This window comes from Allobosea sp. 01N443 (genome assembly GCF_056399325.1).
Map to the genome: position 1 here is coordinate 1 of NZ_JBFTRC010000169.1, position 12,368 is coordinate 12,368.

10 protein-coding genes are annotated in these 12,368 nt (G+C 66.8%); 2 read left to right on the top strand and 8 right to left on the bottom strand.

Going from position 1 to position 12,368, the window contains the following annotated elements; translation table 11 throughout:
- The coding region (hisD, locus tag AC1DRP_RS28510; protein ID WP_476770226.1) for a histidinol dehydrogenase at positions 1-880 on the bottom strand (880 nt) is incomplete at its 3' end.
- 155 nt (positions 881-1,035) lie between these two features.
- Between hisD and AC1DRP_RS28515 the strand changes: the two genes are divergently transcribed.
- Both AC1DRP_RS28515 and AC1DRP_RS28520 read left to right on the top strand, forming a co-directional pair.
- Entirely contained in the window at positions 1,036-1,839 is an 804-nt protein-coding gene (locus tag AC1DRP_RS28515) for an XRE family transcriptional regulator (RefSeq protein ID WP_476770227.1), read from the top strand.
- 364 nt (positions 1,840-2,203) lie between these two features.
- Positions 2,204-5,056 (top strand): autotransporter domain-containing protein, encoded by a 2,853-nt coding sequence (locus tag AC1DRP_RS28520; protein WP_476770228.1) that lies wholly within the window; start codon positions 2,204-2,206, stop codon positions 5,054-5,056.
- A 238-nt stretch (positions 5,057-5,294) separates the two neighbouring features.
- On the opposite strand, the gene AC1DRP_RS28525 is transcribed toward AC1DRP_RS28520, so the two are convergent.
- The 7 genes from AC1DRP_RS28525 to AC1DRP_RS28555 all read right to left on the bottom strand — a co-directional run bounded on the left by AC1DRP_RS28525 (position 5,295) and on the right by AC1DRP_RS28555 (position 12,161).
- On the bottom strand, positions 5,295-5,876 hold the full coding sequence (locus tag AC1DRP_RS28525) for a hypothetical protein (protein ID WP_441507200.1): 582 nt from the start codon (positions 5,874-5,876) through the stop codon (positions 5,295-5,297).
- 323 nt (positions 5,877-6,199) lie between these two features.
- A complete protein-coding gene (locus AC1DRP_RS28530) occupies positions 6,200-7,246 on the bottom strand; it encodes an extracellular solute-binding protein (RefSeq protein WP_476770229.1) in 1,047 nt (348 codons plus the stop codon).
- A 5-nt stretch (positions 7,247-7,251) separates the two neighbouring features.
- Entirely contained in the window at positions 7,252-8,058 is an 807-nt protein-coding gene (locus AC1DRP_RS28535; protein ID WP_476770230.1) for an ABC transporter permease, read from the bottom strand.
- Positions 8,055-8,939 carry an ABC transporter permease gene (locus AC1DRP_RS28540; protein ID WP_441493644.1) on the bottom strand — a complete coding sequence of 295 codons (885 nt, stop codon included), beginning with the start codon at positions 8,937-8,939 and terminating at the stop codon, positions 8,055-8,057. The genes AC1DRP_RS28535 and AC1DRP_RS28540 overlap by 4 nt, the downstream gene beginning before the upstream one ends.
- The gene (locus tag AC1DRP_RS28545; protein WP_476770231.1) at positions 8,936-10,021 is read right to left on the bottom strand and encodes an ABC transporter ATP-binding protein; all 1,086 of its coding nucleotides are present in this window, start codon (positions 10,019-10,021) and stop codon (positions 8,936-8,938) included. The genes AC1DRP_RS28540 and AC1DRP_RS28545 overlap by 4 nt, the downstream gene beginning before the upstream one ends.
- Entirely contained in the window at positions 10,018-11,325 is a 1,308-nt protein-coding gene (locus tag AC1DRP_RS28550) for an NAD(P)/FAD-dependent oxidoreductase (RefSeq protein ID WP_476770232.1), read from the bottom strand. Before AC1DRP_RS28550 ends, AC1DRP_RS28545 begins: the two co-directional genes overlap by 4 nt.
- A gap of 2 nt (positions 11,326-11,327) precedes the next feature.
- Positions 11,328-12,161 (bottom strand): IclR family transcriptional regulator, encoded by an 834-nt coding sequence (locus tag AC1DRP_RS28555; protein ID WP_476770233.1) that lies wholly within the window; start codon positions 12,159-12,161, stop codon positions 11,328-11,330.
- Positions 12,162-12,368 lie beyond the last annotated feature (207 nt).

Sequence of the window (12,368 nt, forward strand, 5' to 3'; positions counted from 1 at the left end):
CCTCCCAGGCCTGGCGGGCGATTTTTGCCGTCGGCAGGATCGTGAGCAGGCGCTCGATCTCGCGCATCGTCTCACGCGCGAGCGCCTCGGAGGTGGTCAGCAGGATCGCCGGCGAATTGACGCCGTGCTCGGCCTGTCCGAGCAGGTCGGTGGCGCAGATCTCGCCATCGACCGTCTCGTCGGCGATGATCAGCGTCTCCGTCGGGCCGGCGAAGAGATCGATGCCGATCCGCCCGAAGAGCAGGCGCTTGGCCTCGGCCACATAGGCGTTGCCGGGGCCGGCCAGCATGTCGACCGGCTTGATCGTCTCGGTGCCGAAGGCCATCGCCGCGATCGCCTGGACGCCGCCGAGGCAGTAGATCTCGTCTGCGCCGGCCAGATGCTGGGCGGCGACGATCAAGGGGGCGGGCGCGCCATTGAACGGCGGCGCGCAGGAGATGATGCGCTCGCAGCCCGCGACCTTGGCGGTGACGACCGACATATGCGCCGATGCCAGCAGCGGATATTTGCCGCCCGGCACATAGCAGCCGACATTCGCGATCGGGATGTTCTTGTGCCCGAGGATGACGCCCGGCAGCGTCTCGATCTCGATATCCCGGAGCGCCGCGCGCTGCGCTTGCGCGAAGTTGCGGACCTGCTCCTGGGCGAATGCGATGTCGGCGCGCTGCTGTGTCGTCAGCCCATCGACGCAGGCCCGGATTTCGGCGTCGCTCAGCCGGTAGGAGGCGCGGTCGAGCCCGTCGAACCGGGTGGCCAGCGCGCGCACCGCCTTGTCGCCGCCGGTCTCGACCTGCGCCAAAAGCTCCTCCACCGCCTTGGTGAGAGCCCTGTCCTGAACCGCATCGTCGGACCGTGCCGCCGTCTTCAAGCGCCTGATCATCACTGCCTTCCACACCACATCTGAGCGCAAGTGTTCGGCGCTACCGTGCCGGCTGACAATTTCGCAGTCGCTTGATTGCTGACGCGAAGTGACGCAGTGATCGCGTCATCATGCTGCTGATGCTTGGGGGGCGGGGCGCTTTGAGACCGGATGGGGTGGAACGATTTTCGGCGAACCTGAGGTTCCTCTGCGAGCGGCACAGCTCGATCACGGCGGTCTGCCAGAAGATCGGGCTCAACCGGCAGCAGTTCAACAAATACCTCTCGGGCGTGCATCTGCCGTCGCCCGGCAATATCCGGCTGATCTCGCAGTTCTTCGGACTGGGCATCGCCGTGCTCTTCGCCGACCCCGACGAGGTCCGGATGCTTGTCGACGGCAATTATTTCCCGGTGCTGGAACGGCTGCGCGGCTCGCGCCAGTTCGATGCCTTCATGAATGCAGCCGTACTCGGCGCCAAGCGGGAGACGCCCGATATTGCGGGGGTCTATGACCGCTACCAGTATTCATCGATTTACAAGGGCGCGATCATCCGCTCGCTGCTCTGCATCTACCGCAACGAGAACCTCTACCAGCATTGCTATCTCGAACGCTTTCCGAGCGCGGAAGCGCGCGGGAAGACGGATTACATCTTCAAATATCACGGTTTCACGGTGCCGCTGGCCGGGCGGATCTTCTTCTTCGATTTCGAGAGCGTCCAGAAGAACGAGCTGACGACCTCGATCCTGATGCCGGTTCAGCGCAGCAAGACCAAGTTCATGTTCGGCATCGCCAGCGGCATCGCGGCGACCATGCTGCGCGAGCCCTATGCGACCCGGACCGCCTTGCATTATCGCCGCGCCGGCCTGATCGGCAGGGAGGACATGGCCATCGCCACGACCTTGCAGCCCGACGACCCCTCGATCCCGCGCGATGTCCTGCATTATCTCGGCGATGGCAGCGATATGCTGCGGGTGAGCTGAGTTGCGCTGGCGTGGACTGAACAGGGGGCTGGGGACAGGCGCCTGGCGTCCTTTGACCTCAAGGGGATGACAGCTCCGCTTGTTGCGCCATGAGGCTGCTTCAGACCAGACCATCCGCCGGTTTTCCCGCCAGCATCATGGTGGGCAGGTTGGTATTGGCCTCGGGGTGCGCAGGGCATCACCCAAGCATCGATGACATGGAGCCCGCGGACCCCGTGGACGGCGCCATCGCGCGGCGAGGCGAAAACTGCGGAATCACCGGACGAAATACGGCATTTGCCGTATTGAGCGCCGCGGGCGGAATCTCGAAACTGCGGACATAAGTCTCCGTGCGGAGGCTTTTTGCTCCCGCCCGAGGATGCCCTTGCCTGTCCGAGCCAAGCCCGCCGTCGCCGCCCTGTTGCTGACGACAGTCCTGACGAGCGCAGCCGCTGCCCAGTCGACAGGTCTCCTGACCGATCCGAACACGTGGCGGACGCCGGAATATCTGGCGCAATGGGGCCTGGACACGATCAACGCCGCGAAGGCCTATGCCCGAGGCGTCGATGGCACCGGTGTCCTGGTCGGGGTCATCGATACCGGCATCTTCGCCGGCCATTCCGAGTTCACCGGACGTTACGCCGGAGGCTACGATTATCCCACCGGAACGGTGCAGGCGATCGATCGCGACGGGCACGGCACGATGGTTTCATCAGTCATCGCCGCCAACCGTGACGGCAGCGGCATGCACGGCGTCGCGCCTGGCGCCTCGCTCATCGTGGCCGGAGCAGAAGACGCGCGGGGATGGATCGATTTGGATTTCGCGGCACGCGCCTATGCCGACCTGCAGGCGCGCGGCGTCCGTATCATCAATAACAGCTACGGCGATGACCGCCCGGTTACGGCATTCACTGCGGACAGCTACCTGGCGGAGAATGCGTCAGACATCCCCGCCTATCGGCGCGCCGTCGCTGCGGGCGTTCTCAGCATCTGGGGCACGGCGAACCAGGGTCTCAACCAGCCGAGTGCCCAGGCTGGACTGCCGCATCTCTTCCCGGAGCTGGAGCGCGGCTGGCTGGCTGTGGCGGGCTATGCGAACGGCTACGAGCCCTGGTATACCAACCGCTGCGGCGTGGCCAAGAACTGGTGTCTGACGGCGCCCGGTGGCGGCGACTGGTTCGACACCGAATTTCCCGATGATCCCATCGTTGTGGCCAACACCAGCGGCGGCTACTCCAAGGTCTCCGGCACCTCGCTCGCAGCGCCGCATGTCACCGGCGCCGCGGCCCTGGTCTGGCAGATGTTTCCGTTCTTCACGGCGGATCAGGTGCGCCAGACGCTGTTGGGGACGGCGCGGGACATCGGTCCGCCGGGGGTGGACGAGATCTTCGGCTACGGGTTGCTCGACGTCGGCAAGGCGGTGCTCGGTCCCGGCCGCTTCGACTGGGGCGACTTCGTCATCGAGCAGCCAGGGGGTGTCGCATTCTTCGAGAACGACATCGTCGGGGCAGGGGGCCTGGTCAAGCGCGGCGGCGGCGAACTCGTGCTGTCGGGGCACAGCTCCTATGCCGGGGCAACACGCGTCGAGGGCGGCTTCCTCTCGGTGATGGGCAGCATTGCCTCCCCGACCACGGTCAGCGGGTTCGGCGTGCTGGCCGGCACCGGCGTGATCAACGGCTCCGTCGAGAATGCCGGCGCCGTCTGGGCGGGCGATGCCTATGGCGTCGGCATGCTGACGGTCAACGGCAACTATGTGCAGCGGCCCGAGGGCGCGCTGGTCCAGCAGATCGACGGCGCAGGGGGCCTCAACCATCTCGCCGTCGCCGGCTCGGCGGGCCTCGCCGGCCGCGTCGCCTTCACCGCCGAGAACCGGCTTCTGCCGCGCTCCCTGACCGCGCCCGTGCTGAGCGCCGGTCAGGGGATCAGCGGCCGCTTCGACGGTGTCGAGGGGCCGGCCGGCGACGGCACGGCCGCCTTCATTCGGGCGAGCCTGCACTATGAGCCCCGCGTCGCCTATCTCGACATCCGCACGTTGCCGTTCGACACGCCGGAGGTCTGCGCCTCAGCCAACCAGTGCGCGGCTGGCAGCGGGTTGGAGCGCGGGCTCGCCGGCGCGGACCGCGACCTGCGCGAGGTGGCGGGGCTACTGCAGGCGGCCGGCACGCGCGCCGGCGCGCAGCGCGCTCTGGCCGCGCTGTCTGGCGAGACGCAGGCCAATCTCGGCACGCTGGCGCTCGGCGGCTTCCTGCCCTTTGCAGGAATGATCGAGCGGCGCCTGACTGCGCTGCGCGCCGGCCAGACCGGGCCCAGCGGCGAGTGGAGTTCGGCGATGGCCTATGCGCCGGGCGCGACCAACAACCCGCTGGCGGCGATGCTGAGGCAGCTCCCGGCCGCCCCGGTCGCGCCGCAGAGCAGCGCCTGGCTGCGTGGCTACGGCCTGTTCGGCAAGCTTGGCGGCGACGCGAATGCGGGCGGCGGCACGTATCGGGGCGGCGGCGCGATCGCCGGCGTCGACCGGCAGTTCACGCCCGCGTTCCTGGCCGGCGTCAGCGTCGGCTATTCCAGCACAGATGGCGATTTCCGCAATTTTGGCGGCAATGGCAGCGTCACGGCCTATGAGGGCGCGCTGTACGGCGGCTATGCCAGCGGCCCGCTGCGCTTCGACGGCATCCTGGGTTATGCCCGCCTCGGCTTCGACAGCGAGCGCAGCATCGCCTTCGGTGGCCTGTCGCGCCAGGCCCGCGCCGCGTACGATGGCGACCGCCTCAGCGGCGCGCTGGCGGCCAGCTATGGCATCGATCTCGGCTGGTCTAAGATCGAGCCGCTGGCCGGACTGCGCTACACCTATCTGCACCAGGACGGCTTCAGCGAGACCGGCGCGGGCAGCATTGGCCTGACGACCCGGTCGCAATCGGCGCAAAGCCTGCTCGGCAGCCTTGGCCTGCGTCTGGCGAAGAGCTTCGACATCGGCTCCGGCCGCCTCGCGGTCGAGGCGCGCGGGCGCTGGCAGCATGAATTCCTCGACGACACGATGGTGCTGAACGCGTCCTTCATCGGCGCCCCGACCGCAGGCTTCCCGGTGCAGGGTGCCCGGATCGCGCGCGACAGCGCGGTCATCGGCGCCGGCCTCTCGCTCCAGATCGACCGCAACCTGACCCTGTTCGCCGATTACGACGCCAGTCTGAACAGCGATGTCACCGCCCACTCCGCGACGGCCGGGCTGCGCGTGACATGGTAGAGGGCAAGGCTGTGCGGGAGCGGCGTGGACGGTGAGGCAGCGTCCGTGCCTGATGGGTCTGGCGCCGTCACCGGAGGTCGGGAGGTTGGCCCGCTCTCGAAGGCTGGATGCATCCCGTCCTCGCTGAGGACATCCTGGTCGCAGGAGTGGCGCCCCGGCTGCGACCAGGCGCGATGCTCGCCTCCTTCCGGAGGGGAACTCGCACCTGGCATAGGCAGGCGGCGGTGAGCCGACGGGCTCAGTTCTTCTGGAAGTGGAAGCCTTCAGCGAAGGTAAGCTCCACCATATCGCCACGCCTCAGGCGCCTGATCGCGTCTTGAATGCCGGGATCCGTGACTTCACGCGTCCGCGGTCCAAGCGGCCCGACATAGTTCACGACGCCTGTCGCCGGATCGAAACTCTCGAACCTCGCGGTTACGGTCAGTGTCCGCACGATGAACTTGTCCGGCAGGTTCTGGAAGCTGGGGCTGCTGACCGCCTCGGTATAGACGATTGTCGGCTTGGCGCCTTTCCGAGCGCGCTTGGCACCAAGGATCACGCCCTCGACGCGTCGGATCCGGACGTTGTCACCGGCGTTGATATTCTGCAGATCGCCGAACACGGACGGCACCGCGACGGGCCAGGTCTGGCGGCCCTGCCGGACGATCACCATGCGCTCGGCGGGATTCACCTCGGCAACCTCGACATCAAGCTGCTCGACTTCCACCGGGCCGACGCCGGCGACGATGACTGTCTGGCTTGTCACGGTCGGACCGGTCGCGCAGCCCGCAACCCCCACCGCCAGCGAGACTGCAAGGACCAAGCTCATTTGCTTCAACATCGGGCTTCTCCACTTTCAAAGGCAATCCGGTTTGAGACCTTTTGCCGGCCTCCGGATTCGATCGGCAGATTATGGAAGGTAGGAATGGATGACTGGGCGAGCTTCAGGAAGAAAAGGCCAAGTTCGGCCGCAACACAATAGGGGCTCGAGCAACAACCTGCCTGGGCGCGATGAGACGTAGCCTCAGCGGTCAGCTGCGCGACGCAGGGCACGAGCGACGCCTCGTCGGCTGGGGGCGCGGAATCCCGAGGCTGTTCGGTGGCGAGCCTGGTGGGAGCGAAGAAAGCGGAGAGGCGGCCTTCGGCACGCCTCTCCGTCCTCTGTCAGCGGCGCAGGCGCGTCCAGACGCCGTCGCGCAGCTCGCGCGCCTTGAGTGAGCAATCCTTCACCGGCCGGAAACGCGTCATCAACGCTTCGGGCGGGTTGATGGCGGGATTGTCGCGCAGCTCGGCCGTCATGAACGCATCCGAACCTTTGATGGCGTTGTTGTAACCGCTGAAATTCGAGGCTTCGGCGGCGTTCCGTGGGTCCATCATCCAGTTCAGGAACAGCTTGGCGTTCTCCGGGTTCGCAGCGCCCTTCGGCACGGCGAAATTGTCGCCCCACAGGTTCATCCCCTCGGTCGGATAGACGAAGACCGCAGTCGGCAATTTGGCCCGGGCGCGGTGCGAGGCTCCGTTCCATTGCTGATGCAGCGCGACCTCACCGGCTGCGACACGATCGATCGTGCCGGTCGAGGAATAGATCTTCACGCTCGGCTTCTGCTTCGCCAGAAGCTCCAGGATGCGCTGGGCATCGGCGGGGTTCTCGGTGCAGGTATCGAGGCCGAGATAGATCGCCGCGGCGCTGAACATTTCGCCCTGATCATTCAGCGCGGCGATCTTGCCGACGAGTTCGGGGCGCGGTTCGAAGAATTCCTTCCAGCTCTCCGCCAGCTTGCCGCCGGGAACCTTGGCGGAATCATAGGTGAAGCCGGTCGAGCCCCAGAGATAGGGAACGGAGTATTCGCGGCCCGGATCGGCATCGGGGCGATCATGCGGCGCCTTCACATTTCCAAAATTCGCGAGCTTCGCCGCATCGACCTTCTGCAGCAGGTTGGAGCGGATCATGGTGGCGAGCACGGAATTGGTCGGCACGACGATATCGTAGCCGCCGCCGCCCGCCTGCAGCTTGGCCAGCATGGTGTCGTTGCTGTCATAGACGTCGACGCTGACCTTGACGCCGGTCTCGGCTTCGAAGCGCTTGAGCAGATCCGGCGGCACATAATTCGCCCAGCTGTACAGCAGCAGCTGCTTGGACTGGGCCAGCGCGATACCTGGTGCGCTGGCGATCGCCAGGGCCGCCATGGCAAGACGGAAATAATGTTTCAAGACGCTTATCCTCCGTTGTGTTGACTGGCGGGCCGCCGTCCGAGCAGGAAGGCGACGCCGATCACGGCGATCGAGGTGAGAAGCAGGATCGCCGAGAGTGCGTTGACTTCGGGCGTGACGCCGATGCGGATCATGCCGAAGATGTAGACGGGCAGCGTCGTGGCGCCGGGACCGGCGACGAAATAGGTGATGACGAAATCACCCAGCGAGCTGATGAAGGCGAGCAGCGCGCCGGCGAGAATGCCGGGGCCGAGCAATGGCAGCTCGATGCGCAGGAACCGCTGCCATGCCGAGGCGTAGAGATCGCTCGCGGCCTCGATCAGAGCGGGGTCGAGGCCCGCAAGGCGAGAGCGGATCGGATAATAGGCGAAGGGGATGCAGAACACGGTGTGCGCAAGGATGACCGAGAGCAGGCCGAGCGGCGCCCCGATCAGCACGAAGAGCAGCAGCAGCGCCACCGCCGTGACGATTTCGGGGACCAGCAGCGGCAGTCCGAGCAAGCCTTCGACGACACCGCGATAGGCCGAACGCGTGCGCGCGACGCCAAGCGTTGCGGCGGTCGCCGCCGCCGTCGCCAGCACCGTGGCAATGCTCGCCGTGATCAGCGAGTTCTTGGCCGCGCGCAGCATGTCGCCATTGTCGAGGACCGCCGCGTACCATCTGACGCTGAAGCCGGTCCAGATCGTCGTCAGGTCGCTGGCATTGAACGACAAGGCGACGAGCGTCACGATCGGCAGATACAGGAAGACGAGCGCCAGCGCGGCGATGACGCTGGCGCCGGGAATGCGCAGCAGGCTCTGGTCGCGCATCATGACAGGCGCTCCGCACGCCGCCGCACCAGCGCGAGCAGCGCCAGCGACAAGAGCAGGATGAGCACGAGCACCAGCGCCAGCGCCGCTCCGAACGGCCAGTTGCGCGACGCGCCGAACTGGGCCTGCACGAGATTGCCGATCATCAGCGACTTGCCGCCGCCGAGCAGCTCCGGGCTGACATAGGCGCCGAGACAGGGCACGAAGACGAGAACCGCGCCCGCGACGATGCCCGGCATCGCCAAGGGCAGCACGACGCGGGTGAGGACGCGGATCCGGTCGGCGCCGAGATCGAAGGCCGCTTCGATCAGCCGCCGGTCGATCCGCTCCAGCGCCACATAGACGGGCAGGATCATGAAGGGCAGGAACGAGTAGGTCAGGCCGATCCCGGTGGCCCATGGCGTGTAGAGGATGTCGAGCGGCTGGCTCGTGATCCCGAGCCATAGCAGCAGGCTGTCGAGCTGGCCGCCATTCCGCAGGATCAGGATCCAGGCGAAGTTGCGCACCAGGAGATTGGTCCAGAACGGCACCGTCACCAGAAACAGGATGATGGCGGCGCGGCGCGGCGACAGCGTGGTCATGTAGAGCGCAGTCGGCAGGCCGATGGCGAGCGTCAGCACCGTGGTGATCGCCGCGAGACGGAATGAGCGGCCGAAGATCGCGATATAGTCGCTGTTGAAGGAGAGCGCGCCGAGCAGATCGCGCTCGAGCAGCAGCTTCTCGTAGGCGACAGCGGTATGGCTGCCCCAGAGCACGCCGCCGAAGGGTGCGCGCTCCAGCGTCGAGACGTAGACCATCAGCAGAAGCGGCGCGACCATGAAGGCCACGAGGAACAGCGCGGCCGGCGCGGTGAGTGCGATATCGCGGGAGCGGAGCTCGTTCATGCCGCAAAGGCCCTGACGGCATCGCTCGGAAAGGCAAAGCCGCTGACCTGCCCGATCAGGGCCGTGACATCGGCATCTCCCGGCAGGCGGGCCCGCAACAGGGCCCCGCCCGGCAGAGACGCATGCAGCATCAGATCGCTGCCACGATAGACGGCCTGGCGGGCCTGACCGCGCAAGCGCGATGTCTGCGCCGGCACGACGGCGACGCGTTCGGGGCGCACGACGAGCATCGCCTTCTCGCCCGGCGCAAGGAGGCCGGCATCGGCGACGGCGATCGGGCCATCATCGTCTGACGCGCCAGCCAGGCGGAAGCTCCCGCCATCCCCGCTTCGATCGACGCATATCGCAGGCAGGAGATTGGCCTCGCCAATGAACTCGGCAACGAAGAGATTGGCCGGGCGCTCGTAGATATCGGCTGGTCGCCCGATCTGCATGACGGCGCCGCCGCGCATCACGGCGACGCGGTCGGACATCGTCAGCGCTTCCTCCTGGTCATGGGTGACGAAGACGAAGGTGATGCCGGTTTCGGTCTGAAGCCGTTTGAGCTCGATCTGCATCTCCTTGCGCAGCTTGAGATCGAGCGCCGACAGCGGCTCGTCCAGCAACAGCACTTTCGGTTCAGGCGCCAGCGCCCGCCCGAGGGCGACACGCTGCTGCTGTCCGCCCGAGAGCTGGGCGGGCCGGCGGTCGCCCAGGCCGTCGAGGCGCAGCAGGCGCATCATCTCGGTAACGCGCGCCCGAATGGCCTCGCGCGGCCGGCCGAGCATCTCGAGCGCGAAGGCGATGTTCTGCGCCACGCTCATATGGGGAAACAGGGCGTAGCTCTGGAAAACCGTATTGACCGGCCGGCGGTTCGGCGGCGTGCGCTCCATTGCCGTGCCATCGAGCAGGATCGCGCCCGAATCCGGATTTTCGAATCCGGCGATCATGCGCAGCAGGGTTGTCTTGCCGCAGCCCGACGGGCCCAGAAGCGTGAAGAACTCGTTCTTCAGGATATCGAGCGAGACGCCGCCCAGCGCAGGCTGACTGGCGCCGGCGAAGGTCTTGCGTACCGACGAGATGGCGACGGCTGCATCGGTCATGGGGTTTCCTTTGCCGGCCGCGATGCTCGCCGCCGCATCTGCTGGAACTGGTCGCCGAGCTGATGGCGCCAATAGATGAACTGGAATGCGGCCCGGCCAGCCGAGCCTGCAGCGAAAGGCAGCCCGAATGGCGCGAAATGCCGGTGGCGGTCGTCACCGTCGGCGATGGCGCCGGCGATCAGCTCGCCGGCGAGCGTGGTGTTCACCAGGCCCAGGCCGCCAAAACAGGCGGCAGCCCATAGTCCTTGTTCCAGGGGGCCGATCACCGGCATGCGGTGCCGGGCGATCGGCATCAGGCCGCCCCACGCCATCTCGACCTTCAGATCGGCGAGTTGCGGATAGATCCGCGCCATGTCGCCACGCAGCAGCCGCGCCAGCCGCGCCGCGTTGGGTTCAAGCGCGCTCGCCCGCCCGCCCCAGAGCAGCCGTCCGTCGGGCAGGACGCGATAATAATCAGTGGCGACGCGCGTATCCGAGACGGCGGCGTCGGTCGCGATCGCCTGCCTGATGCGCTCGGGTGCGGGCTCCGTCGTCATCACGAAACTCGCGACCGGCACCGTCGCAAGTCCCAGGCGCCTGTGGAGCAGGCCGAGATGCGCGCCACCGGCAAGCACGACATGACGGGCGGAGACGGCGCCGACCTTCGTCGTGACGGTCCAGGCCGTGCCCCGGCGCTTCAGCGAGACGACGGCGGCGCCTTCGTGCAGGTGTGCACCGTGCTGCGCCGCAGCGGTTGCCATGCCACGCGCCAGATTCAGCGGATGCAGCTGAAGCGACGAGGGATTGAGATAACCGTCGGCATAGCGATCGGTCGCGAGCATCGCGCCGAGCTGGGCCGCCGGCAGATGAACGAGGCCCGCATTGAAGCGCTCGTTCATGGCTGAGACATAGAAGCCCAGGCTGTCCGGGTGTTCCGCCATCCGGCACCGCAGGGCGCCGTGGCCGACGAGCACCGTCGGACCGAGCGCTTCGGCCCGGCGACGAACGATGGCGAGCGCCTCGCTGCTCAGCCGCCAGAGCGCCCAGGCTTCGTCGATGCCGAGGCGATCGGCCAGGGCCGGCATCGCAATCGGATAGCCGCGCGTGGCAAGACCGCCATTGCGTCCCGATGCGCCCCAGCCGATGCGGTGCGCCTCCAGCAGGATGACGGACCGCCCGCGCTCGGCCAGCGCCAGCGCGGCTGCGACGCCGGCAAGGCCGCCGCCGACAATGCAGGTCTCAGTCTCGTGATCTCCGTCCAGCCCCGGCCAGCGCGCGTCGTCGGTTCGCGTCGCCGCGTAATGAGTGGGTGGGTAGCCGCTCATCGCTAGTAGCCACCACCGGCGATCAGGCGCGCAGTCGCGACAGCCAGCGGTGCGAACCGCTCGCGCACCGTGCTCTCGTCGTATTCGGCATAGGACATGGCGATGTGAACCGCAGCCCGCGGCAAGCCGCGCATATCGACCACGGGTGCCGAGACCACGATTTCGCCCACCAGGGTTTCCTGCACGGAGATCGCGAACCCATCCGTCCGGGCGCGGTCGATCGCAGCCATGATCTGATCGACATCGGTGACGGTATAGGGCGTCAGCTGCCTGCGGTTGCTGCGTTCGACCAGAGCCAGGGCTTCCGTCTCCGGCAGGCGCGACAGCATGGCCCGGCCGCCGGACGCGCAGAAGGCGGGGATGCGGCGGCCGACCAAGGTTGCGCCGAACGCCTCCCGCTGGCTTTGCAGACGCACGACGTAGAGAATGTCGGTGCCGTCGAGAACGCTGAGATCGACCCGCTGCTGACAGTTCTGGCGGAGGTCGGCGAGATAGGGGGTCGCCACCTCGACCAGCGGATCGCTGCGCAGATAGGCATAGGCGAACCCAAGCGCGCGCCGCGACAGACTGTATTTGCGGGTCGCCGGATTCCTCTCGAGATAACCAAGCGCATAGAGCGAGAACGTGAAGCGCTGCGCTGCGCTTTTGTCGAGACCGGTCGCGGCTGCGATCTCGGTGATGCCCATCTCGCGCTGATCGGGAGTGAAGGCCTCCAGCACCGCGAAGCCGCGCTGCAACGAGCCGACGAACATCGGGCTGGCAAGCATGCGCGCCCGATTGTCCTCTTCGCTTTCGGAACGCTCAGGTGCCTCTGCGGCATCCTGCTCATCTCTCATCGCGCTCTCCCTCGTTTTCCCGAGCTTATTCGCGCACATGAATATCGCAATAAGATTTTCCGTATTTTATTTTAGACAGAGAGCTCCACCGTGGTGGGCCGCGTGATCCCCGGAAAGGGAGGTGCGCCCGGGGGCGGCTGCCCCCGAGGCAACCGCCGGATGAGTCTGGACGCGATCGACGGCGTGCGGCGCCGTCAGGCCGTGAGG